Origin of the sequence: Leucobacter insecticola, assembly GCF_011382965.1 — a bacterium.
In the GTDB taxonomy this organism is placed as follows: Bacteria; Actinomycetota; Actinomycetes; order Actinomycetales; family Microbacteriaceae; genus Leucobacter; species Leucobacter insecticola.
The window spans coordinates 1,159,698-1,182,776 of record NZ_CP049934.1; the positions used below are offsets into that span (position 1 = coordinate 1,159,698).

The following is a 23,079-nucleotide window of genomic DNA, read 5'->3' on the forward strand; positions in this document are numbered from 1 at the left end:
GCAGGCTCGACGAGCAATGCTACTCAACCCTTGAGCAGCGCCTCCTGGGTGGGGCGCAGATCCGCCTCGCCAGCCGCGGGCCAGTGCGACATTGCCCGCTCCGCGAGCGCGGTGATCGTGAGCGAGGGGTTGACGCCGGGGTTCGCCGGCACCGCAGCGCCGTCGATCACGGAGAGCCCGGGGTGCCCCACACGCGGTGGTAGCGGTCGATCACCCCCGAATCGGGGGACGCGGAAATCACCGCGCCGCCGAGAAAGTGGGCGGTGAGGGGGATCCCGAACACTTCGGGCCAGGATCCGCGCGCCTCCGCGGGCACCCCGCTCTCCTGCGAGAGCCGCGCCGCAATCGCCTCGGTCGCGCGGTGCGCTTGCGGCAGGTAAGAAGGGTTGGGTTCGCCGTGCCCCTGGGCACTCGTCATCCACAAACGCCCAAAGCGCCGCCGCAGTGACAGCGTCAGTGAGTTGTCGGCGGTCTGCATCACCAGCGCGATGATGCCGCGATCGCTCCAGCGGCGCAGCGACCCGAGCTTGAACTGGCGCACCGGGTGGCGCAGCGAACGACCCAGCACAAAACCGAGTCGCGCGGGCAGCGAGCGGTCTCCCGGCACCATCACGGTGGCGAGCGCGCCCATCAGGTTCGAGCCGGGGCCGTAGCGGACGTTCTCAACGTGGGTGGTGTCGTCGACGTGGAACGACGTGGTGATCGCAACCCCGCGCGTCAGTTCGGCGTTCTCGGGGACGCTGACCGCGACCGCCCCGTCGAGCGCCTCCGAATTTGTGCGCGTGAGGCGGCCGATGGCGTCGGACACCCGCGGCAGATCCCCGCTCGCTTTCATGCGGTGCAGCAGTTGCTGCGTTCCCCAGGTGCCCGCGGCGAGCACCACCTGGGTTGCCGTCACGGTGCGCTCGTCCGCGCGCGCCCCTGTCCAAGATCCGCTGCGCCGTGACGTCACCGCGAAGCCACCACCCGGCAGTTCCCGCACGCGCGTCACGGTACGCATCGGCTCGATCGTGACACCGCGCCGCTCGGCGAGCGCCAGATAGTTTTTCATCAGGGTGTTCTTCGCACCCACGCGGCACCCGACCATGCAGTTTCCGCACAGGGTGCAGCCGGTGCGGTCGGGGCCGTCACCGCCGAAGAACGGATCCGCCACCCTTACGCCCGGCGTCCCCAGGAACACCCCGACGGGGGCGTTTCGAAACGTTGAGCCCACCCCCAAATCCTCCGCAGCCCCGCGCATGATCCGCTCGACGGGGCCCGTGTGCGGGTAGTGCTCCACGACACCGAGCATCTGTTTCGCGACGGCGTAGTGCGGTGCGAGTTCAGTGGCCCAATCGGCAATCTTTGCCCACTGCGGGTCGGTGAAGAATGGAGTGCCCGGTTCATAGAGCGTGTTGGCGTAGTTCAGCGATCCGCCCCCGACACCGGCCCCCGCGAGCACCATCACGTGCGGCAGGCGGTGGATCCGCTGCACCCCGAAGCACCCCAGATACGGTGCCCAGAGGTAGCGCCGCACGTTCCAGCTGGTCTTCGCGAAGTCTTCGTCTGCGAAGCGCCGCCCGGCCTCCAGCACCCGCACCCGGTAGCCCTTCTCGGCGAGGCGCAGCGCGGACACAGAGCCCCCGAAACCGGATCCGATAATCACGACATCTTCGTCGTATGCTGCGGCACGGTGTGTCATGAGCGGTCCTCCTCCGCGGTGGCGTGCGGCACCATCATCTTGAGTCTCGCGGGCAACACCGTGATCGCGCAAGTGTCGGTGCCCACAAATTCGCCGTCCGCATAAATCGAGAGCCCCGGCGCGGACACACCGACCTTGTGCACGCGCCGCTGCGACACCTGCGGCAGCTCGAGATGCTGCCCGCGCAGCAGCTTGGGGAACAGCCGGATCAGCTCCCAACGTCGCATCGGGGCAACGTGGACCACGTCGAAAAAGCCGTCGCTCGGGTCCGCACCCGCGCAGATCGGCATCCCGCCGCCGTAGGACACCGTGTTACCGATCGCAATCAGGGTCCCCGGTTCGGCGCGCTCCGGTTCGTCGTCGATCTGCACCTTGAACGCGAGCGGGGACAGCCGCAGCAGTTCGATCACGAGCGCGAGGTAGTAACGCAGCGAACCCGAGGGCCAGCGCAGCCGGTTGGTGCGATCGCTCACCTTCGCATCAAAGCCGAGCGCCGCGATCGTCAGGAAGTGTTTTACGCGGCCGCTGCACTGGAGCTCGCCGACGTCAAGATCGCGGATGGTGCCGGTCACGGCGAGAGCGGCCGCGTCGGCGGGATCGGTGCGCGGGATCCCGAGCGTGCGGGCAAGGTCGTTTCCGGTGCCGGCGGGCACGAGCGCAAGCGGCACCGCGCTGCCGAGCACAGACTCGAGGACCTCCGACATGGTGCCGTCGCCGCCCACCACCACCAGGAGGGCGGGGTCATCGCGCAGCGCCTGCGCCGCAAGCGCCACCGTGTCTGCGGCAGACGCACCGGCGTACGCGCGCACCTCGACACCACGCGCACGCAATTCGGCGATCGCGGCCGCGGCGGCTGTGCGCCCGCGACCCTTGCCCGCGAAGGGGTTTGAGAGCACGGCGATGTGCCCGTGCGGGGTCACTGCAGTGGCTCCTCGGTGCGCGAGGTCGTGGACGGGGCTGCCCCGGCATCCGCACCAATCACGGCGCCCGGATTCATGATGGCGGCGGGATCGAGCTCCCGCTTGATCGCGCGCAGGATCCGGATCCCTGTCTCGCCGACCTCTTCGCGCAGCCACGGTGCGTGATCCCGCCCCACCGCGTGGTGGTGCGAGATGGTGCCGGAGGCTTCGAGGATCGCGTCGTTGACCCCGGCCTTGATGGGAGCCCACGCGGCAAGCGGATCCTCGCGGACGCTCGCGAGTACGGTGAAGTAGAGCGAGGCACCGGTGGGGTAGATGTGCGAGATGTGGCACATGATGTACGACTTTGATCCGATGCGCGCGAAACCGTCCTTGAGGGCAGCCTCGACCGCATCCCGGAGCTTGGGCAAATTCGCCCAGGTGCTTGCGGTCTCCAGCGTCTCGCAGAACACCCCGGCATCGAGCAGCGCGTCGCGAAGGTAGGGGCCGTCGAAGCGGCTCTGCATCCAGTCCGCAGCGTCGCCTTCTCCCGCGGACACGCCGCCCGCGGCGCGTAGGAGCGCAGAGGTCCGGGCTCGCCGCTCGGCGATCTCTGTGCTCGCGTTCGCGCCCGCGCCCTCATACACGGTGACGGCACTCGCCCCCTTGGCGAGAATCTTGCCGATCTTGCCGAGCTGTGCGAGACTGACGGCCGTTTCTGCCTCGTCGGAGAGACGGATCACGGTGGGCCCGGATCCCGCCTGGGCGACCTGCCGCAGTCCCTCCGATCCGGCGGCGAAACTCGGAAACGTCCACGCCTCGAATACGCGCTCAGTGGGGACGGGGTGCACCCGCAGCGTGACCTCGGTGATCACCCCAAAGATCCCCTCGGACCCCAAGAACACGCGGATGAGGTCTGGCCCAGCGGCGGATCCCGGCGAACGCCCGAGCTCGAGGTCCCCGGTGGGGGTGGCGACGCGGATCCCGGTCACCATGGTGTCGAAGCGTCCGTAGCCGGCCGAGTTCTGGCCGGAGGATCTGGCCGCGGCAAAACCGCCGATCGTTGCGTAGCGGAAACTCTGCGGGTAGTGCCCGAGTTCGAAGCCGTGCGCCGCGAGAGCCGCTTCCGCGTCTGGCCCGGTCGTGCCCGCGGCGAGCACGGCCTCTCCGCTGAGCGGATCGAAGCGCAGCAGTCCGGTGAGGCGGCGCAGATCGAGCGCGATGACGGCCCGGTGTGCTCCGCGCTCGGGGTCGAGCGCGCCGACAACACTGCTGCCGCCGCCGAACGGGATCACAGCGATTCCGTGTGCCGCTGCGAGGGCGAGACAGGCGCGTACCTCGTCGTGGCTGCCGGGGCGCACAACCGCGTCGGGCGCGGCTTGGTTCTGAGCCCGCCGCCGAAGCAGATCGGGGGTGGATCTCCCGCCCGCATGGTAGATGCGCGCAGCCTGCGACGTGTCGACACTTGCCTCGCCTACTGCCTCTCGCAGCGCACCCAGATCTTCGGCGCTCAGGGCAATTGGCGCGAGATTGACGCTCTCGAGTTCAACAGAAGCTTCAGGCTTGCGCACGCGCCCCAGCAGCAGCGGCAACAGCGCGTGTACCGCGCGGGGCAGCGGTTTTGCCCGCTCAGGATCACCCCAACCGTTCCAGCGCATCGGCTGATCTTCATGGGGCCCAACGCTTTCCACGCTCATGCATTACAGTGTGGCATGTGAGCGTCTCCTCAGCTACTTCTCTGAACGCGGCCAGACGTCGGCGTGAGCTCGAACTTGCCTCACTCGATACCACCGACGTGCTGGTCGTTGGTGGCGGAATCACCGGCGCGGGCGTCGCCCTCGACGCGGCATCTCGCGGACTCAGTGTGGTGCTCATCGAAGCCGAGGATCTCGCTTTCGGTACGAGTCGCTGGAGCTCGAAGCTTGTGCACGGCGGTCTGCGCTACCTCGCCACGGGCGACTTTGCGACAGCACGGGAAAGTGCGATCGAGCGCCATGTGCTGATGACGCAGATCGCCCCGCACTTGATCCGGCCCCTCCCGCAGTTGCTACCGTTCGCTCCCGGGGTGACGCTGCTGCAGCGCGCCGCGGGTGTCGCGGGCATGGGCGTCGGGGATCTGCTGCGGATGCAAGCCCGGACCCCGCGCAGCGTGCTTCCCGGGCCGCAGGTGGTGGGACGCCGCACCGCCCTGCGGCTTGCCCCGACGCTGCAGTCGCGGGGGCTGCGCGGCGGCATGCTGTCCTTCGACGGGCAACTCACAGACGACGCGAAACTTGTGGTCACCATCGCGCGCACCGCGGCCGGGCACGGGGCGAGGATCCTGACCCGCGTGCGAGCGGCCGAACTGCGTCACGACGGCGCGAGTGTCTGCGACTCACTGACGGGGGAGCGGTTCGAGATCCGCGCCCGCAGCGTCATCAACGCGACGGGGGTCTGGGCGGGCACGCTTGACAGTGGCATCGCGGTGCGCCCGAGCCGCGGCACCCACCTGGTCCTCGACGCCGCAGATCTCGGCGATCCACAGGCCGCAATCACGATCCCGCACGAGGGATCCGTGAGTCGCTATGTGTTCGCGCTGCCTCAGGGGAACGGGCGCGTCTTTCTGGGGCTCACCGACGAGGATGCGCCGGGCCCGGTGCCCGCTATTCCCGAGCCGACGGAGGAGGAGATCTCCTTCCTGCTGGCCAGCCTGAACCGGGTGGTGGAGACGCCGGTGCGGCGGGATCAGGTGCGCGGGCCTTCGCGGGGTTGCGGCCGCTGATTTCTGGGGCTGGATCCGGCGCTGGATCTGAATCCGGCGCCACCGCCGACATCTCGCGGAAGCACCTCGTGAATCAATCCGCGGCGGGCTTCATCAACGTGCTCGGCGGGAAGCTCACGACCTATCGCCGCATGGCGGAAGACGCCGTTGATCTTGCCGTGCGCGCGTGTGGACTACGAGTTGGTGGATCTACGGTGCCGCCCAGCCGCACGGCCGGGCTCAGGATCGTCGCCGCGGACGATGCGCGCGCCACGGCTTCGCGGTCCGACGCCGCTGAACCGGTCGCCCCGGGCGTGCCGGTCACTCGCGCCGAGGTCGAATATGCCGTGCGCGTCGAGGGCGCCCTGACGGTGGAAGACGTGCTCGACCGCCGCACCCGCATCGGTCTCGTCGACGCTGACCGCGCTGCCGCCGAGCCGATCGTCTCTGAGATCGTCGCAGAGACGCTCGCCGAGTAGCGCCCGCTCTCGCGGCCGGTACGTCCCGGCGCCCGCAGTTTTGGTGAGCGACCGCCTTGCCGACGAGTGACCCCCTTATCCGCGGGTTGCTAAGGGAGTCACTCGCGGATAGGGGGGGCATTCACCGCATCGCCCCGCGTCATTCTGATTGGGAGTGATTTTGTCAAGTGGGCGACGAGACTCATCTAATGTGCTCGCGAAATGGGGTACGTGCCTCATTTGAGAAATGCTCGCGAAACGCTAGCCACCCGTCGAGCATTGGGGTGTGCTGGTGAGATGGGTTCGTTGTCGGTGTCGACCAAGCGTGAAATCACGAAGAAGTATGCCCGCGAACATGCGGCGGGCTCGAAGAAAGTGAGGGGCCGACTGCTCGACGAGTTGGTCGCGATGACTGGCTGGTCGCGAGCGAACACGCGCCGGCAAGTGTCCGCAGCTAGAGCCAGGCGGGGCCCCCAACGGGCCCTGAAGTGGGCACCCCGCCCGCGAACATACGGGTACGACACGCTCAAGCTCCTGATCGTTGTGTGGATGTTCGCCGGTCAGCCCTCGGGGAAGTATCTCGCAGCAACAATGGGGATCTGGTTGCCCAAGTTGATCAAGCACGACGAGTCTGGTGCTGACACACACCGCTTGACCGATCACACCCGAGCGCAGTTGCTGACAGTGTCGGGAGCGACGATCGACCGGTTTTTGAAACCGACTCGGGACGGGGTGCGGTTGACGGGTATTTCTGGCACGAAACCCGGACCACTATTGCGGACCTCGATCACGGTCCGTAAAGCTGGGGGTGAGCACGAGCAGGTGCCCGGGTTTTGTGAACTTGATCTTGTTTTGCATTGTGATCCCACACTCAGAGGGGAGTTCTGTCGCACGCTGACGGTAGCCGATGTGCTTACTGGTTGGACTGAGAACATGGCGTTGAAGAACGGGGCACACAGGTGGGTACTCGAAGCAATGCCGGTGATCGAGCAGAGGCTCCCCTTTCCCCTCATCGGGATCGATAGCGATAACGGGGGCGAGTTCATGAATGCGGCCCTCATCCAATGGGCGGATGAGCGTGGACTGTTTTTCACCCGGGCCCGTCCCTACCATTCCAACGATAATGCTCATGTTGAGCAGAAGAACGGGGACGTGGTGCGTCGCCACGCGGTTCACTACCGGCATGACACGTCAACTGAATTACGACTATTGAACGAGTGATATGCGCTCGTCAGGGTCCGGCTGAATCTGTTTACCGGGACGACGAAAGCTATCGGTTATCGAGTGAACCACAACGGGAAGAGTGTTCGCGTGTATGACTAGCCTTGAACCCCCTATCAGCGGGTCATCGATTCTGGGACACTCACCACCGTCAAAGCCGCGGAGTTCGCTGCACTGCTCGAAGAGACAAATCCCGCGGAGCTTACACGAAAGATTACCGCGATCCAGACCCGTTTCATTCACCTTGCCGCTTCTCAGACGATGACACTCAGCGCTGGTATTTCGCGAGCAAAACTTGGTGAGGCACGCACTCAGCTTTCGCGAGCATCTTGACATGAGTCGTTACGACATTCTTTTCGCAAAAGATGCAATATTGTTATTTTGTATAAATGTCACAATAAAATCGCGATTTATTTCAAAAATCTTAGATTTAAGCTGAGAATATTGGACCCTATTTGCAACACGATTCTCCGATGGTTGACAAATCGAGAGTTATTCGATCCTCTTCACGTCAGCAAGGGTATGGACCTACCATGCGAATAACGTCAGATACCCTGACGTTCAACCCGGATCGGGTCAGAAGGAGCAGCGAAGCTCCAGATTGGAGTAAAGACAATGACAACTACAAGGACGAAGCGCACAGCTTTGGCAGCAGTAGCACTGACGGCAGCTGTAGGGCTGTTGTTTGCGCCGACGGCGGCGACCGCGGCTCCTACCACTTCTGTTCCAGCGGTAGCAGAGTTTGTCGAAAACCAGAGCCTTTCTGTCGACCAAATCAAGGAACGAACTACACAAATCCACGAAACCTACACAACGGTTGGAGAGGTGCTCAGCGATACTGATGCAGAATTCATACGTTTGTATGGCAACGTCGAGTCGTCGGATGTGGCACAAACGCGGCCCGGAGCACGGGGGTGGCTTCTACTCCTTTTAATCGCTCTGGGTCAGGTGCTGGTGCAAGCGGTCAGGTCTACGGCACGATGACCCTCAATAATGCAGACTTGGGAATCACGCATAGTTGGAATGCAAGCATCACGTCATCGCGAACAGGCGGGGCGGCAGTCTCCAAGATCAAGAACTGTTTTTCTGTTCGTGGGTATGGTTTGGTCGGAACTTCAGGTGTTGGGCTAATTTACTCGACAGATCCCTGTGAAACCAAAGCAGGCAGCTATCACGCCATGTCTAAGAATGCCAGTTACAGTGGAGTATTAGTCTACTCAACAATTCAGTCCTCCGGCACTTTCTACACCGCAGGAGGATCATTCACCCTCACTTCATAGGCCTCTGAATAGAAAGAAGTGCACTACGTGTTGAGGGGTTGAATGCGTAGTGCATTTCACTGCTCAGATTTACACGACTCCCTTGTCCGAGCTGGGGAGTCGTGGCCATACAACCAACAGTGCGATGCCAATAGGTCCGGTGAGGAGCGTGGTCAGAAACCATCGCCATGAGCTCCGCCCACGCTCTTTTGCAAGTCCCCCAGAAAGCAGTGCGACCGATATCCAAGCCAGCGCAGCAATTGATACTCCAAACATGCCGTTAAGTCTAGCTCCCCGCCCAAACCCAAGCCACGGTAGATCCTAAGTTGTAGCCTATTTCGGTTCTTAGAGACCTGTCGGTGGTGACTGCTCATCGGAACTAAACGTTCTTGTCACGGATGCCAACGTGGCTTGGACGTCCTCTTTTTTGGTCACTCCTGATGGGAGAATGAGTTTTGATGGTGCCGCGACGAGCGTGGGGAATCCGGCCTGGGTGAGGGCCCTGGCGAGTCGAAACCCTGTCGAGCCCGCCTCGTACGCGACCGCGACGGTGATCTAGCTCTGTGACCCAGGCCATGAAGCTATCGGTGTCGGCGGGGAGTTTCGCTTCGAATACGTCACTGGTGAGGGTATCGATCGCGGCCGCGCGTACGCTCCTCGCGTGCACGTCTAAACCAATTGAAGTACGCTCGTTAAGTACTGGGGCCTCCGTTGACTGTGGGCATCCCGAGCCGCTCTCGGGATGATACACGATCATGCAACTTGAGGCCCTGGGCCGGCAACCCCCAAAAGACAAAAGCTCCACACACTTAGGGGCTGCGCGCAGTCGCAGAATCGGATGTCATCGGCGCTTGGATCCCGCGGGAATAGCGGTCTGATGCGGCGAGGATCCTGCGACTCGCTGCGCTCGCGCAGGATGACGGGCGCAAGGTTCCCTCGTTAATGCCGAGATCCACAGCGCACTGCGCGATCGGGCGCTTCGAGGTGATCACCAACTCAACCGCGTCAGCCTTGAACTGAGGCGTGTACTTCTTCCGATCCATATGAAACAGTTCCTCCTAACAACTGTCTCAACAAACTGTACGGCCGCAGTACGGCCGCATGTCGCTGGAGTGCAGGATGACGGGGTGTCGGTGGATCGACGGATGACGGGGCGGAGGGGGACGGGGCGGGCGGCGGGCCCCGAGCGCACGTAGGCTGGACGGCGTGTAAGGTTTGGAATACCAAGCGGCAGTGGTGGCAGTGAGCGACAGGCGGCGTAAGGAGTCACAGTGGCGGGACTGAGCAGGCGCGGCTTCATAGCCGGGATCGGCGCGCTCGCCGCAGTCGCCGGCATCGAGGTAGATGCGTTCGGCAGACAGACCGTGAAACGGCTCGAAGCGATCGAAAACGGCCTGCCGCTGGGCGACGCACCCTCCACGCTCGAACAGACCTTCGTGCGCGGTCCGGTGCTGCAGGGCAGCTACCGTGCGATCACAACGGGACCGGGGGAACCGTATCTGCCGCGCCTCGACATCTTGGGCACAGAGCCGGATCCCGCCCGCACTGCGGCCCGCCGCTCGCTCCTGTACATGGCGCACCTGTCTGATCTGCACCTCATCGATGCGCAGACTCCGTGCCGTTTGGAACCGCTGATCGACCTGAATCACGGCACCTGGGCCGGCGCGTTTCGTCCGCAGGAAACCCTCACCGCCGCTGTCGTTTCGCAGATGGTCGAGGGCTACTACATCGCGCGCTACAGCCCGCTCACCGGCGCACCCATTGCTGCCGCGATCGTCACCGGCGACAGCACCGACATGCTTTCAGAGCTGGAGCTCCGCTGGTACATCGACCTGCTCGACGGCGGCGAGATTGATCCCGGATCCGCTGGCGACGACTACCACGGTGTGCAGGTGTGGGAGGAGGCCCCGTGGGCGTATCATCCCGGCAACCCCGACGGCGGTGACTTCGCGAAGTACGGTTTCCCGAAGCTCCCAGAGTTGCTGCAGCAGGCGGTGAGTCAGAAGATCACTTCGATCGGACTGCCAATGCCGTGGTACACGGTGTTTGGCAACCACGACGCCATGTTCTACGGCACCTTCGGCGTCACGGATCAGATGCGGCAGATGGCGGTGGGAAGTCGCAAGTCTTTCGAGATGACCACCACCCTCGCCAATATGCTCAACGAGTACTCCGCGCAAAACGGCGCGCTCACTCAGGGCGCAGGATCGATCCGGGACCTGTTCGGTGCTGTCGGCATGAACGCGGTGCCCGCAAACCCCAAACGGCGTCTCTACGACAGTCGCGAGTTCATGGCCGAGCACTTCAACTCGCCCGCTGCGCCAGGCCCCGTCGGTCACGGCTTTACCGAGGAGAACCTGCGCAGCGGCGAGACCTGGTGGAAGGCGGACCTCAGCGGATCGGTGCGGCTCCTTGGACTCGACACCTGCAACACGGTGGCGGGGCCCGACGGCGCGGTTTCCGAGGCGCAGTTCGAGTGGCTCGGGCAGGAGCTGAGGCAGGCCGAGCGGGAGGGCAAGCTGATCCTGATCGCGTCCCACCACAACAGCCACACGCTCGATAATCCCTCGCGAAAGCCCGGCGAAACCGGGCGGCTCTACTTCTCCAAGGATCTGCTCGAGCTGCTCCTAAAGCACCCGGTAGTGATCGCGTGGCTCAACGGGCACACGCACATCAACGAGATTCTGGCGCACACGCGAGCTGCTTCGGGGACGGACGAATCGGCGCAGCCGGGTGGTTTCTGGGAGATCACGACCGCGTCGTGCATCGACTTCCCGCAGCAGCAACAGACCATTGAGATCATGGACAATCGCGATGGCACGCTGTCCCTGTTCACGACCGTGATCGATCACGCCTCGCCTGCCACGCCGACCGGTGACGGGTCCGCCGCTGATCTCGCCGCCCGCAGCAGAGAACTCTCGCTCAACGATTGGATCGCGGAGCCGCTGATGCGCCGTGGATCCCCACTCGACCGCAATACCGAGCTCTTGCTGCCGGCGCCGTTTCCGCTCGACGGCTTCAGCGATGCGATGATCGAAAAGGAACGCATGACACACATCGCCCGGATTACCGCGCAGGAGAAGGCGGTTGGGGGGTGAACGAGCAGATGAGCGAACAGAGCAGCGAACAGCGAAGCGCTCAGCAGCGCGCCTCCTGGCCGATCCGCGCGCTCGTCGCGGTCGCCGAAAAAGTGCCGCATTCAACGCCCGCCCGCCGCGTCATCCTGTCTCTGGTGGCGGTGCTCGCAGCCGCGGGAGCCGTGCTGCTCGGGATCTCGGGGCTGACGCTGTCGGAGGGGCTTGCGCCGGTGAGTGGGGATCGCGCCTCGACGGTGCGGATCGCGACGATCGACTTCTTGGTGGCGGACGGGACCGTGTTTCTCGAGGTGCCCGAGTGCGTAGCGGATGACGATTCGACGGTGGCCTGCCTCGGTGAGACCGTCGACGGCGAACCGGTGAAATCGCAGTCGGCGGGGGCGGATCCTGAATCTGTAGAGATCAGTGTCGCGGATCGCGTCGTCTATTCAGGGCTGATCGAAGACGTGCTGAGCGAAGCTGCCGACGGCGGAAAGGCGGGCGCACCGTGAGCGCAGACACAGAAGCCGACGTGAAAACTGGCACCAACACAGATGCTCAGCCCAAGCCGCTGCCCCCGGTGGGTGGCGTGCTCATCACCGTGGCCGCCCTGCTGCAGACGGCCCTTGCCGGCTTCGGCGGTGCCCCGCTCGCCGCGATTCTCTCGGGTCTCCTCGTCGTGCTCGTGCTCGCCGTGACCGCGTCGTGGGTGGCCGCGGGATCGGTCGAGAGGTTTCGTGGTCCGGGCGCGATCTTGATCCTGTGCTCGCTCGCCTGTGTGCTCGTGATCAGTGCGCTGCTGGTCGCTTATCCTTTCGGCGCGCTCGTGGTGGCGCTGATGCCACCCGTGCTGATGACCGTTGCCACGAAACGTCCCTGGGCTGACCTCGGCAGGATCTGGGGCCGAGCCCCCTGGCGGGCGTTCGGCTGGCTCGTGCTGAGCCTGCTGATGTGCACGGGCGTGTGGGTGCTCGGCACGGCCCTCGGCCTTGTTGGCGCCGGGGTGATTGGTGCCTTCGCCTGGTGGGTGGTGTTCGGGATCGTGCAGTTCCGCGTGCTCAAGGGCTGGGACGCGATCCTGAGCCGGGCGTTCAGGTAGCGGCTCTGCGCACCACCTGGCGCAGCAGCGGCCGGGTCGCGAAGAGTGTGGCGACGACGACCAGGATCCCGGCCACGATGCTCATCAGTGTTGTCGCGAGTGACAGCGGCGCGAGGATGATCGCCATGCCAACGAGGGGCAGCAGGAGCGCCGCCGCGAGCACCGCGGATCCCACCGATGCGAGGAGCAATGGCAACATGGTGGCTCGCCTGCGGGCCTGATCCTGCACCGCCAGCGGTGCGCCGAAGATGTCGAGGGAGCGAGACACGTCGCGTCGATCCAGGATCTGCGCCGCCTGATTGACCGCGACGGAACAGGCGACCATCAGGAAGGTGCCGAGCACCGTGATCGCGACGCCGGTGCCGATGTCGCCGAACAGGTACTGCTCGAGTGCTGGGCCGCTTTCCGTGGGCTGCGCCGTGCCGGAATCGTTCTCGACCGCGCTGATGAGCGCGATTCCGGATCCGGCAAACACCGCCATGAAGCTCGACATCGCAACGCCGGAGACCTGTCTCCAGGCGGCCCGTGGAGACTCTAGGATGAGCCGCGCTGAGAGGAGATCGGCGGGTGTTCGTGCGCGCCGTGCCTTGAATTTCCCAAACATCGACAGTACCCACGCGCCGATCAGGTCGATCGCGAAGAGCGTGACGGCGAAGCTGATCCCGAGCGCCGCCACCATCGCGCCGAAGCCGTTGAACGCGGTGATGCCATTGATCACCATCGACACCACCAGAATCGCGGCGACCGCGATGAGTGCCTGCAACCACGGGGCCTTGGGCGCCGACTGCTTTATCGCGACCCCGAGCGGGGAAATGATGACGCGGCGCAGGCTGAGGAGCGCGCTGGCCGCCGCCACGAGGGTGACGCCTGCCACCAGCACTGCCGCGACCCACGGTGGGAGCGCGACGCCGGACGCGCCGAGGGCTTCGCCGCGGAACTGGATGAGCCCCACGAGCGGAGACACCGCGTAGGCCACCGCGACGCCGAGTAAGGCGCCGAGGAACGCGATACCGCTCGCCTCGATCACGGCGAGCCCGGCGGTGGAGCGGCCGGTCGCCCCGAGGAGGCGCAGGATCGCGAGGCGGTCATCGCGGCGCCTGGCCGACAGCCTGGCCGCAGCCGCGCCGAGGGAGAGGAGCGGCATGACGAGGAGGGCGAGCGCGATGACGGCACAGGCGATGTAGATCCCAGCCAGCTCGTCGGTGTAGCTCCAGAACGTCTGCGCGCCGCCGATCACGATCGCAAGCAGCGCCGTTACCGCGAGAAACGCGAAGCCGGGGAGCAGGATCGCGCTTGCTCCCTGCCGGCTGGGGCGTGACAGGAGGGGGAGTACCTTGAGGATCATCGGACCGCCTCTGTTTCCGGTGAGGCGGATGGTACGGGGTTCCCAGTGTGCGCGGGGCCGCCAGCGTTCCAGACGTCACTCATTATCTTGCCGTCACTCAGCGTGACCACCCGCTGGCACTTGGCGGCGACCGAGGGATCGTGCGTCACGACCACCAGGGTGCGCCCCTGACCAACCGTTGATCCGAGGAGGGCGTCCATGACTTCGGCAGAGGTCGTGGAGTCGAGCGCTCCGGTTGGCTCGTCGGCGAACACGATCCGCGCGCCGGTAACTTGCGCCCGGGCAATCGCGACCCGCTGCGCCTGGCCGCCGGACAGCTCACCAATGCGGCGATTCTCAAGCCCGCCCAAGCCGAGCGCCGCAAGCCACTGTGCCGCCGGACCCACCGCCTGACGCTTCGGCATGCCGTTGATCATCAGCGCGAGTGCAACGTTCTCGACAGCGGTCAGCTCCGGCACCAGGAGTCCCTGTTGGAACACAAAGCCGAAGTGCTCGCGGCGGAGGCGGCTGCGCTCGGTGTCTGAGAGCGCACTGATCTCGGCGCCGGCATAGTGCGCGGAGCCGTAGTCGGGAGTGACGATCCCCGCGAGGAGATGCAGCAGGGTCGTTTTGCCCGATCCGGAGGTTCCCATGATCGCGGTTGAGGTGCCTTCGGTGAAGGTCAGTGAGACGCTGTCAAGCGCGCGGGTGGAGCCGTACTGTTTGGTGAGGTGGCTGGCATACAGCACCGTGGCGGGGGTGGCTGTCGGCGCGAATGCGGGTGGGGACAGGGGCGGTTGCTGTGCTGGGTGAGTGTTCATGCTCCCACCCTCGCCTGATTTGCGCGATTCGGGATCGCCCCGCGGTACCGCAGCGTTGCACCGCGGTCTGATTCTGGCATCCGATTACTTGGCCGAAGCTCTAACGCTGATCAGATACTCGGGGTACTCTTGGTGGTATGAACTCCAGGGCGCTTGAAGTCGAGAGGGCGTTGCTCGCGCTCGATTCCGAAGACCGCGCCGAGGTTATTCATCGTGGCCTGCAGAGCCTCGATCCCGAGCCTGTTGAGCATGACGAAGTCGAAATTGAGGCTGCTTGGCGATCTGAACTTCGAGGGCGCGTGGCCGAGGTTGAGGGCGGTGAGGTTGAGCTCCTCGACCTCGATGAGTCCCTCGCCAGGATCCGCGCCAAGATTGCGACACAGTTCGGGTGAAACGGCAACGTCGTGTTCACCCTAAAGCGGACGCTGAGCTTGAGGCCGCTGCCGACTGGTACGGGGCCAGAAGCGTTGGCCTCGCGGAGGAGTTTCTTGGGCAAATAGGCGATGCGATTGCAGCGATTTCTGACTGGCCATTTGCAAGCCCGGAGTTTCCTGGGTGGGACGAACTGCCCCTTGTGCGCAGCCGGGCTTTGCGCAGTTTCCCGTTCCGAGTTGTGTATTACACCACCGAAGACCGGGTGACTGTGCTTGCCTACGCCCACATCAAACGTGAACCTTCCTACTGGCGTGCCCGCTACGCAGACCGGTTCTAGTGTCGTGTGTCGCAAAGTCTCGGGAGGGGTGCAGCGGCATGGTTCGAGGCAGCGGGTAGGATCGATGCGTGTCTGTAAACAATGAACGCGCAGAGATCCTGTCAGCCCAGAAGAACGACGACAGCTTCGCCACCCTGTGGGACGAGCTGGAGTGGCGAGGGCTGATCCACGTGTCGACCGATGCTGAGGCGTTGTCGACACTGCTTGAGGGCGAGCCGTTCACGTATTACTGCGGCTTTGATCCGACAGCGCCGAGCCTGCACCTGGGGAATCTTGTGCAGCTGCTGCTGCTTCGTCGTCTGCAGCTGAAGGGGCACAAGCCGCTTGGTCTTGTCGGCGGATCCACCGGGCTCATTGGCGACCCGCGCCCAACCGCCGAGCGCACGCTGAACAGCCGCGACACGGTCGCAGAGTGGGTTGCGCGGCTGCAGGGGCAGGTCTCGACGTTTCTGTCGGGTGAGGGCGAGAACGCAGTGCGCCTGGTCAATAACCTCGATTGGACCGCGCCGCTGTCGGCGATCGATTTCCTGCGCGAGGTTGGCAAACACTTCCGTGTCGGCACGATGCTGAAAAAGGACGCGGTCGCCGCGCGCCTGAACTCCGACGAGGGCATCAGCTACACCGAGTTCAGTTACCAGGTGCTGCAGGGTTTCGACTTCCTCGAGCTCAACCGGCAATACGACTGTGTGTTGCAGACGGGTGGCAGCGATCAGTGGGGCAACCTGACCAGCGGCACGGACCTGATCCGCAAGGTCGAGGGCACATCCGTCCACGCTATCGGCACGCCGCTGATCACCAATGCTGACGGCACCAAGTTCGGCAAGAGCGAGGGCAATGCGATCTGGCTTGACGCCGAGATGTGCTCACCCTACGCGTTCTACCAATTCTGGCTGAACCAGGCCGACGCCGACGTGGTGGATCGTCTGAAGGTGTTCACGTTCCTGTCGCGTGCCGAGATCGAAGACTACGCCCGCCAGGTGGAAGAGGAGCCGTTCAAGCGTGCCGCGCAGAAGCGCCTCGCGCTTGAGGTGACGACGCTTGTACACGGCGCCGCGGCAACGCAGGGCGCTATCGACGCCTCGGGTGCGCTGTTCGGGCAGGGTGATCTCGGTGCGCTCGATGCCGCCACCCTCGAAGCCGCGCTCACTGAGCTGCCGCGCGCTCCGGGTGTCGCAGGCGCGTCGATCGCGCAGCTGATGGTTGATGCGGGGCTCGTGAAGAGCCTGGGCGAGGCCCGCCGCGCCATCGCGCAGGGCGGTGTCTACGTGAACAACGTTGCCGTCGAGGCTCGGGATCAGGTGCTCGCCGCCGAGGATCTGCTGCACGGCAAGTTCGCGGTGCTGCGCCGCGGCAAGAAGACTCTTGCTGGAGTGAGGGCGTAGCATGCCCGCAACCTGGCTCGCACGGCCCAAAACCCTTCGTTACTCAGTTCATGACTGGGGGTGTGCGAGCGAAGGCCCTGCCTGGCAGAGCCTCTACACCGAGCCTGCACTTCATCACCGAACTGGTAGTCCCTGACCGCAAGTCCGGTGATGAGGCGCAAATTCGGCGGCGTAATCCCCGACGGCTTGCTACCAGATCCGAGCGTCCTCCCTGCCCCGGTAGTCGGGCCAGGGGAGATCGATGGGTGCTTCGAAATCTTCGGGCAGCAGCACGGGCATCGGATCGGCGGCTGAGCGCTCATCGAATTCCAGCTTTGCCGCCGCCAGCAGCTCCGGGCGGGTTAGCAGATCGAGGAACGTGCCCGCAACGGTGTTGCCCGCAACATCGATCGTCGGGCTGATTGTCTCGGGGATGCCGCCGAGAGCGTTCATGACCCAGGCGGGGTACGCCCCGCGCCCCGGCACCGGCTGCAGCGCGGGGCGCGACACGTAGAACCGTACGGTGGGAGCGTAGTGCGTCATCTCGACGTAGTCATCGCTCGTCCAGTTGAGCTGCCAGGCGGGCATGTGCTCGCGGAGCGCGCGCTCCGCATCCTGTGGAGTGATCAGCTGTTCGGTCTCAGCAAGGAAGGGGCGCTCTGTAGGTTCGAGGCCCAGGTTTTGCTGAATCTCCTGTGCAATCTTGATTGCTTCGGGACCGTAGATTGGGGCGCCGATCGCCTCAAGATTTGCGTAGAGCACCTCGGCCAAGACGTGGTTGGTGCGCCCCGGCCTGCTGCGCGCGATCCAGCGATCGTTGAGCTCACAGTGAGCCATCTCTGCAGCCAGCCGGGCGTTGCGGTCAAGTACCGTGAGTACGTGCTCCGCCATTGCAATGTCGGGGGTGCGCCACGAGAACTGAATGCGCGCCACGCGGGCTGGCAAATTGTCGGCAGTGGCCTGGCCGTCGCTTAGGATCGCGTCGGAGATGCTCCAGCCGCCGACACTCGGAAGCATCGCGTCCTGCATCACCCGTGAGGCCGTGTACATCTGCATGAGTGCCACGTTCGCGCCCGGAGCGCGAGCAGCCGAGTGCGATGCGGGGATCGGGGAATTGGGATCGGCCGCGATCTGCCAAGTTTCGGCGCTGTCACAGGTAAAGGTGTAAACCTTGCTGTAATACGCGCCGCACTGAGTGTCCCAGCGGGCGGTGTTACACAGCGGCAGCATGTAGAAAGGATGGAAGCTGACGATTGCGTCGACCCCGTCGTAGTATCCTTTGATGCCGTGCACCACCTTGGATCCGTGCATCTTTTCCGCGGGCTCGCCCGTGTACTTGAGTGTTCCGGAGACGCCGTGCTCGCGCATTGCGTGCTGCGTAGCGAGCAGCCCCGCGAGCGTCGAGATTCCGAGTACGGAGTGGGGATCGGTGTGTCCGGGTGCGAAACGGCTGAGGCCCTCGGCGGGTTGTTCCCTCGTGGTTGCGGCCTGGTTGTTGCCGGGCACCGCATCGTACTCCGCGTAGCTCAGCACAGTGGGGCCGTCGCCATTCGACCACTCAGCACTGAAAGCGGTGGGCATGCCACCTGAGCCGGCCTCGACCTCAAAGCCCTCGTCCCGCAGCCGTTCGACGTACCAGTTGACTGAGCGATATTCGCGCCAGGCTGGCTCCGCGAACTCCCAAATTTGGGTGTGCCACTCAGTGAGTCGTTGGAGGTTGGCCTCGATCCATGCCGCCGCCGTGGCTTTTGCTGCAGTGGTCAGTGCGGTGTCCCTTGCGTGTGTCATGCGTGTTCCTTGTCTTTTCTTCATAGTTGTAATGTCGGGGTGGCCCGGGATCAACGCAGCTGAACTATGCGAAGAGCCTCAGCGGCACATGTACAAGGGAGACTCCCGTGTGCGAGATCGCCTGCTCCAATACTGATTCCAGATCGTTTGCGGCGCGCACCGAGAAGCCGGTGCCGCCAAAGGCGTCGACGAGCTTGGCCCAGTCGGGTTGCGAGAGCACGACTCCGACGGGCGCGATCCCGCGGTCGGCCTCGTTCTGTTGGATCTCACCGTAGCCACCGTTGTCGACGCAGACGATCGTAATGTCGATGCCCTGCTCGATCGCGGTCTGAAACTCCTGCACGGAGAACATGAGCGCGCCGTCCCCGATGACCCCCACAACGGGGCGCTCGGGAGAAGCGAGTTTCGCCCCGATTGCCGCGGGGAGGCCGTAGCCGAGCGTCGCGTAGGCCGCCATGTACATGAACGACCCGGGCTGCTCGGCACGCACTGCGCTGGTCATGCCATAGTAGGTGATTTGAGAGGAGTCTCCCGTCACGATTGCATCAGAGGGAAGTGCCCGCGCGATGCGCTCTGCCACCTTTGATTCGAGCGGAGCAAATGCTGCCCCCTCTGCGCGAGAGGCTGCGCGCACCGCATCGAGATCCAGTGCGGGGGCAGCGGATCCTGAGCCGAGGGCGCTCACGAGCTGCGGGAGCACAACCGCAGAGTCTCCGATGAGAGCATGTGTCGCTGCGAGGTTCTTGTCGCGCTGCGATGCGAGGATGTCGACTCGGATCACGTCGCCCTGCGTTGCGACCTGGCCTCCCCACAGCTCAGACTCACCGATTTTTGAGCCGACAACCAGAAGCGCATCAGAGTTATTGAGCACCTCTCGGGCGGTCTCCAAGCGCAGTTCGGAGCCGAGGGAGAGTGGGTGGGATTCGGGCAACACACCTTTCCCATTGAGGCTGGTTACGACCGGTGCACCCAACCGTTCGGCCAGCTCGCGCAGGGCCGCAGCCCCGGGGATCGCACCGCCGCCGGCGAGGATCGCGGGACGCTTTGCGGCGAGCAAGACTTTAGCTGCCGCGGCAACGGCAGACTCCTCCGCGGGCTGCGGCGCTGGTGCCGGTCGGGGGAGGAGCGACGCGGGATCCACCTCGGCCGCCGCCTCGAGTACATCGAGGGGAATCTCGATGTACACCGGACGGGGGCGGCCCGTGCGAAACAGCTCAAAGGCGTCGTGCACCGCATCTACTGCCTCCTGCGCGGTGTCTACCCGTCGCGCCCACTCGACGATGGCCGCCGCCGCCGCACGCTGGTCTTTGGTCTCGTGGAGGGCGCCGATGTCGGCGAACTCCGCGCCACGAGCGACTCCGGGAGCCAGGATCAGCATCGGGCGCGACTCGCAGTACGCGGTGCCCGCCGCAGAGAGCGCATTGAGTAGCCCCGGTCCCGAGGTGGTGATGACCACACCCGGAAGCCGCGTGCGCTGTGACCAGCCATCGGCCGCGTAGCCGGCGCCCTGTTCGTGCCGCGAGGTGACCGCGTGGATCCCGAGCCTGTTGAGATGGCGGTAGAACTCCAAATTGTGGGTGCCCGGAATGCCGAATACCGTATCGACTCCGTACGCCTGAATGAGCTGCAGTACGGCGAAGCCGACGTTGTCGGGATCAACCCCGGCGGCAAGTGCCGCGGCCCTTTCTGTGGCCGGTACTTCCGGCACGGGATTCGCGGGATGCCCGGGGCGTGAGTGCTTTGATGCGTTCATTGCTGTGAGGTTTCCTTTGGCGACGGAGAACATCCGTCATTGTCAGTGTTTGGTCGAGAGTGTCAGCGAGCAACGCGCGACAGAAACGACCTTGTTCGCTCGTGTTGAGGGTTTGAAAGCAGTGCTTCGGGCTCCCCACGCTCCACGATGACGCCGCCGTCCATAAACACCACTTCGTCGGCCACTTCACGGGCAAAACTCATCTCGTGAGTCACGACGATCATGGTCATGCCGGAGCGCGCGAGTTCGCGCATCACCTCGAGCACCTCGCCGACAAGCTCGGGGTCGAGCGCGGAGGTGGGCTCGTCAAAGAGCATCACCTTCGGCTCCATGGCGAGCGCGCGAGCAATTGCGACGCGCTGCTGCTGGCCGCCCGAGAGCTGTGAGGGGTAGTTCTCCAGGCGATCGCCGAGGCCCACTTTGGTGAGCAGGGCTACCGCTTGTTCCCGTGCAACCGAGCGGGAGATCTTCTTGAGACGCATGGGCCCGAACATGACGTTTTCGAGTGCGCTCATGTGACCAAACAGGTTAAAGGACTGAAACACCATGCCCACGTCTTCGCGGCGCTTATTGATTTCCGCCTCGCTCGCCTCGACCAGCCGATCGCCGCGAACGTTGTAGCCCATCATCTGACCGTCAACCAGAATCGCACCCGCTGTGGCGGTTTCGAGGTGGTTGACGCAGCGCAGCAGTGTTGACTTACCGGATCCGGATGGCCCGATCAGGCACACAACCTTGCTGGGTTCGACCGTGAGATTGATGCCCTTGAGCACTTCGACATCGCCGAAGCTCTTGTGCACGTTGAGAAAGTTGACCTTTGACATCAGCGTGTTCCCTTCTTGGCGATGGTGCCGGCGGCGCCGCGTGAGAAGCGCTTTTCGAGCAGGCTCTGCACATAGGTGAGGATCGAGGTCAACAGGATGTACCAGATGCTTGCGACGATGAGCAGAGGGATCTGTTCGAGGTTCTTCGCGTAGATCTGCTGCGTGTTGTACAGCAGATCACCTACGCCCAGCACGATCACCAGCGAGGTGGTCTTGAGCATTGAGATGACGTTGTTCGCGACGGGAGGGATGATCACCTTCATAGCCTGCGGGATTACGATGTGCCGCAGCGTTGAGGTGTGACTGAAGCCCATTGCCCGGGCCGCTTCGGCCTGCCCCGCCGGTACGGACAGGATTCCACCGCGCACGATCTCAGCCATGTATGCTGCCTCGTTGAGGCCAAGCCCGAGCACCGCGGCGGTAAACAGGGAGATCACCGTGTTGGTGTCCCACTCAATGAATGTCGGACCAAACGGCACACCGAGAGCGATCGTTGGGAACAGGATCGCCGCAAAACCCCAGAACAGCAGCTGCACCAGCAGCGGTGTGCCGCGGAAGAACCAGATGTACGCACCGGCGACGCCTCGGATCAACCAGTTCGGCGACATTCGCATCACCGCGAGCAGGAGCCCAACGATAAAGCCGAGCACCATCGCGAGAGCGGTGAGCTCAAGCGTGACTACCAGGCCGTCAAGGATTCTCAGGTCAAAGAGGTACTTGGCGACCGTGGGCCAGCCGAACCCGGGGTTGGTAACCGCGGTGATTGCGACGAGCACAAGGGCGTAGGCCACGACGATGACGCCGATAATCTGGCCGATGTTCTTGCGCTTGATGACCGGGCGTTCGGTGAGTGCCAGAAAATCGGTTGACACCGAGGTGGTTTGCGGCCCCGCTGTGTGATCAGGAAGAACGGTCATGACCGGTTATCCGATGGTCGGGTTGATCTCGGCGGTCTCAATTGCGGTGTCGCCGAGGCTCCACGCCTCCAGGATCTCCTGGTAGGTGCCGTCGTCGATAAGCGACTGGATCGCTGCGCGGTATGCCTCGGCGAGGCGGCTGTCATCGATGCGGGGCATCGCGACCCCGATCAGAGCGGGCTCGACCAGGATCCCGGGAACTGCCGCGTAGACGGTCGGCTTGATCTGCGAGTAGTAGGCGACCAGCGAGTTGTCAGCGATCATCGCCTGCGCGCGTCCGGAGGTGACGGACTGGTTGGCACTGTCCTGCTGCGGCACGACCAGTGGATCGATCGCTGCGAGGCCCTTGTCCTTGCACATCTGCTCGAACTTTGGCATGACCTCGAGTGCCTGGGTCGTTCCCGTCTGCACCGCGATCGTCAGACCGCAGAGGTCTTCCTCGCTCTTGATTTCGCCCTCTTTGCCCTTTTGGGTCATAACGGCGGTGCCGGCGTTCATGAAACTGACCATGTCGACGACGGCGGTGCGATCCGGCGTGATGCTGAAGGCAGCCCATGATGCGTCGTAGCGGTTGGACTCGAGGCCCGCGATGATGCCGTTGAAGTCGGCCTTGCTGTTGTCGATTTCGAGGCCCATTCTGCGAGCGGTGGCGAGTGCAAAGTCGGGTTCGAGGCCAACGATGTTGCCGGCGTCATCGGTGAAGTCGATGGGTGCGTAGGTCGGATCGGTCACGAGCTTGAGGGTTCCCTTGCCGCGGATCGCCTCGGGGACGAGCGCCGCGACTGCGGGATCCTCTTTCACTGCCTCGGCGATCTCGCGGCCGCCGGTGCCGAGCGCCGCTTCCGCGTTCTCAGAAGAGCCATCTGTGCTCGCGGGCTCGTCGGTATTGGAGCAGGCAACAAGGCCCGAGAAAAGCAGTGCCCCCGCGGCGATGCCTGCGAAGCGCGAGATAGTTGGAACGGTTTTCATAATGTGTCTCCTTCGACAACATGACCTTGCCATTTGACCTTGCCAAAATAATAATCTCTTATTATTCTTACTTGAAGATCATAGATCGGGCAGTCCAAAGTTGCAATTGCCTCGTGAAATTTGCGTCGCGCACCTCGGACACGCACCATTGAGCCAAACCGGTTTGGCCTGCTCAAAGG

Annotated in this window: 18 protein-coding genes and 2 pseudogenes; 9 read left to right on the plus strand and 11 right to left on the minus strand. The window is 64.1% G+C overall.

From position 1 onward, the window contains the following. Positions 1–23: 23 nt before the first annotated feature. The 3 genes and pseudogenes from G7067_RS05295 to G7067_RS05305 all read right to left on the minus strand — a co-directional run bounded on the left by G7067_RS05295 (position 24) and on the right by G7067_RS05305 (position 4,277). Positions 24–1,681 (minus strand): annotated as a pseudogene (locus tag G7067_RS05295) (GMC oxidoreductase). Further along, positions 1,678–2,601: a YegS/Rv2252/BmrU family lipid kinase gene (locus tag G7067_RS05300; protein ID WP_166322526.1), complete on the minus strand. Its 924-nt coding sequence runs from the start codon at positions 2,599–2,601 to the stop codon at positions 1,678–1,680. Before G7067_RS05300 ends, G7067_RS05295 begins: the two are co-directional and overlap by 4 nt. Then, positions 2,598–4,277 (minus strand): FAD-binding oxidoreductase, encoded by a 1,680-nt coding sequence (locus G7067_RS05305; protein ID WP_244301277.1) that lies wholly within the window; start codon positions 4,275–4,277, stop codon positions 2,598–2,600. The genes G7067_RS05300 and G7067_RS05305 overlap by 4 nt, the downstream gene beginning before the upstream one ends. Before the next feature lie 17 nt (positions 4,278–4,294). On the opposite strand from G7067_RS05305, the gene G7067_RS05310 reads away from it, so the two are divergent. The 3 genes from G7067_RS05310 (at position 4,295) to G7067_RS05315 (ending at position 6,999) form a co-directional block, all read left to right on the plus strand. Next, on the plus strand, positions 4,295–5,341 hold the full coding sequence (locus G7067_RS05310; protein WP_244301278.1) for a glycerol-3-phosphate dehydrogenase/oxidase: 1,047 nt from the start codon (positions 4,295–4,297) through the stop codon (positions 5,339–5,341). 68 nt (positions 5,342–5,409) lie between these two features. Next, a complete protein-coding gene (locus G7067_RS14165; RefSeq protein WP_244301279.1) occupies positions 5,410–5,799 on the plus strand; it encodes a glycerol-3-phosphate dehydrogenase C-terminal domain-containing protein in 390 nt (129 codons plus the stop codon). A 291-nt stretch (positions 5,800–6,090) separates the two neighbouring features. Next, complete coding sequence (locus G7067_RS05315; RefSeq protein ID WP_166322528.1) at positions 6,091–6,999, plus strand: integrase catalytic domain-containing protein; 909 nt, start codon at positions 6,091–6,093, stop codon at positions 6,997–6,999. A gap of 2,185 nt (positions 7,000–9,184) precedes the next feature. On the opposite strand, the pseudogene G7067_RS15175 reads toward G7067_RS05315, so the two are convergent. Beyond that, positions 9,185–9,301, minus strand: a pseudogene (locus tag G7067_RS15175) (transposase); the annotation flags it as partial. Positions 9,302–9,529: 228 nt separating this feature from the next. Here G7067_RS15175 and G7067_RS05325 point away from each other — a divergent pair. The 3 genes from G7067_RS05325 to G7067_RS05335 are packed head-to-tail and all read left to right on the plus strand — an operon-like array spanning position 9,530 to position 12,431. After that, a complete protein-coding gene (locus G7067_RS05325) occupies positions 9,530–11,356 on the plus strand; it encodes a TIGR03767 family metallophosphoesterase (RefSeq protein ID WP_166322532.1) in 1,827 nt (608 codons plus the stop codon). Then, entirely contained in the window at positions 11,353–11,844 is a 492-nt protein-coding gene (locus tag G7067_RS05330; RefSeq protein ID WP_166322534.1) for a hypothetical protein, read from the plus strand. The genes G7067_RS05325 and G7067_RS05330 overlap by 4 nt, the downstream gene beginning before the upstream one ends. Then, positions 11,841–12,431 (plus strand): hypothetical protein, encoded by a 591-nt coding sequence (locus tag G7067_RS05335; RefSeq protein ID WP_166322536.1) that lies wholly within the window; start codon positions 11,841–11,843, stop codon positions 12,429–12,431. Before G7067_RS05330 ends, G7067_RS05335 begins: the two co-directional genes overlap by 4 nt. Here the strand turns inward: G7067_RS05335 and G7067_RS05340 are convergent. Next, complete coding sequence (locus tag G7067_RS05340; protein ID WP_166322538.1) at positions 12,424–13,776, minus strand: FtsX-like permease family protein; 1,353 nt, start codon at positions 13,774–13,776, stop codon at positions 12,424–12,426. The two genes, G7067_RS05335 and G7067_RS05340, sit on opposite strands and share 8 nt — an antisense overlap. Next, positions 13,773–14,576: an ABC transporter ATP-binding protein gene (locus G7067_RS05345; RefSeq protein ID WP_166322540.1), complete on the minus strand. Its 804-nt coding sequence runs from the start codon at positions 14,574–14,576 to the stop codon at positions 13,773–13,775. The genes G7067_RS05340 and G7067_RS05345 overlap by 4 nt, the downstream gene beginning before the upstream one ends. Before the next feature lie 137 nt (positions 14,577–14,713). Here G7067_RS05345 and G7067_RS05350 point away from each other — a divergent pair, with 137 nt between their 5' ends. The 3 genes from G7067_RS05350 to tyrS all read left to right on the plus strand — a co-directional run bounded on the left by G7067_RS05350 (position 14,714) and on the right by tyrS (position 16,670). Further along, positions 14,714–14,968: an addiction module protein gene (locus tag G7067_RS05350; RefSeq protein WP_166322542.1), complete on the plus strand. Its 255-nt coding sequence runs from the start codon at positions 14,714–14,716 to the stop codon at positions 14,966–14,968. Then, the gene (locus G7067_RS05355) at positions 14,965–15,288 is read left to right on the plus strand and encodes a type II toxin-antitoxin system RelE/ParE family toxin (protein ID WP_166322544.1); all 324 of its coding nucleotides are present in this window, start codon (positions 14,965–14,967) and stop codon (positions 15,286–15,288) included. The genes G7067_RS05350 and G7067_RS05355 overlap by 4 nt, the downstream gene beginning before the upstream one ends. 68 nt (positions 15,289–15,356) lie before the next feature. Further along, positions 15,357–16,670 (plus strand): tyrosine--tRNA ligase, encoded by a 1,314-nt coding sequence (gene tyrS, locus G7067_RS05360; RefSeq protein ID WP_166322546.1) that lies wholly within the window; start codon positions 15,357–15,359, stop codon positions 16,668–16,670. A 189-nt stretch (positions 16,671–16,859) separates the two neighbouring features. Here tyrS and G7067_RS05365 read toward each other — a convergent pair whose 3' ends face one another. The 5 genes from G7067_RS05365 to G7067_RS05385 all read right to left on the minus strand — a co-directional run bounded on the left by G7067_RS05365 (position 16,860) and on the right by G7067_RS05385 (position 22,900). Continuing rightward, the gene (locus tag G7067_RS05365; RefSeq protein ID WP_166322548.1) at positions 16,860–18,437 is read right to left on the minus strand and encodes an amidohydrolase; all 1,578 of its coding nucleotides are present in this window, start codon (positions 18,435–18,437) and stop codon (positions 16,860–16,862) included. A gap of 64 nt (positions 18,438–18,501) precedes the next feature. Then, positions 18,502–20,190 carry a thiamine pyrophosphate-binding protein gene (locus tag G7067_RS05370; protein ID WP_166322550.1) on the minus strand — a complete coding sequence of 563 codons (1,689 nt, stop codon included), beginning with the start codon at positions 20,188–20,190 and terminating at the stop codon, positions 18,502–18,504. Positions 20,191–20,252: 62 nt separating this feature from the next. Beyond that, positions 20,253–21,014 (minus strand): amino acid ABC transporter ATP-binding protein, encoded by a 762-nt coding sequence (locus tag G7067_RS05375; RefSeq protein WP_166322552.1) that lies wholly within the window; start codon positions 21,012–21,014, stop codon positions 20,253–20,255. Next, a complete protein-coding gene (locus tag G7067_RS05380) occupies positions 21,014–21,931 on the minus strand; it encodes an amino acid ABC transporter permease (RefSeq protein ID WP_166322554.1) in 918 nt (305 codons plus the stop codon). Before G7067_RS05380 ends, G7067_RS05375 begins: the two co-directional genes overlap by 1 nt. A 6-nt stretch (positions 21,932–21,937) precedes the next feature. After that, on the minus strand, positions 21,938–22,900 hold the full coding sequence (locus G7067_RS05385; RefSeq protein WP_166322556.1) for an ABC transporter substrate-binding protein: 963 nt from the start codon (positions 22,898–22,900) through the stop codon (positions 21,938–21,940). Positions 22,901–23,079 lie beyond the last annotated feature (179 nt).

What these genes read in the sequence shown, in the direction of transcription:
- G7067_RS05380 (WP_166322554.1), bottom strand. Translation starts at nt 21,931, where the DNA reads ATGACCGTTCTTCCTGATCACACAGCGGGGCCGCAAACCACCTCGGTG.
- G7067_RS05375 (WP_166322552.1), bottom strand. Translation starts at nt 21,014, where the DNA reads ATGTCAAAGGTCAACTTTCTCAACGTGCACAAGAGCTTCGGCGATGTC.
- G7067_RS05370 (WP_166322550.1), bottom strand. Translation starts at nt 20,190, where the DNA reads ATGAACGCATCAAAGCACTCACGCCCCGGGCATCCCGCGAATCCCGTG.
- G7067_RS05350 (WP_166322542.1), top strand. Translation starts at nt 14,714, where the DNA reads ATGAACTCCAGGGCGCTTGAAGTCGAGAGGGCGTTGCTCGCGCTCGAT.
- G7067_RS05345 (WP_166322540.1), bottom strand. Translation starts at nt 14,576, where the DNA reads ATGAACACTCACCCAGCACAGCAACCGCCCCTGTCCCCACCCGCATTC.
- G7067_RS05365 (WP_166322548.1), bottom strand. Translation starts at nt 18,437, where the DNA reads ATGACACACGCAAGGGACACCGCACTGACCACTGCAGCAAAAGCCACG.
- G7067_RS05340 (WP_166322538.1), bottom strand. Translation starts at nt 13,776, where the DNA reads ATGATCCTCAAGGTACTCCCCCTCCTGTCACGCCCCAGCCGGCAGGGA.
- G7067_RS05305 (WP_244301277.1), bottom strand. Translation starts at nt 4,277, where the DNA reads ATGAGCGTGGAAAGCGTTGGGCCCCATGAAGATCAGCCGATGCGCTGG.
- G7067_RS05385 (WP_166322556.1), bottom strand. Translation starts at nt 22,900, where the DNA reads ATGAAAACCGTTCCAACTATCTCGCGCTTCGCAGGCATCGCCGCGGGG.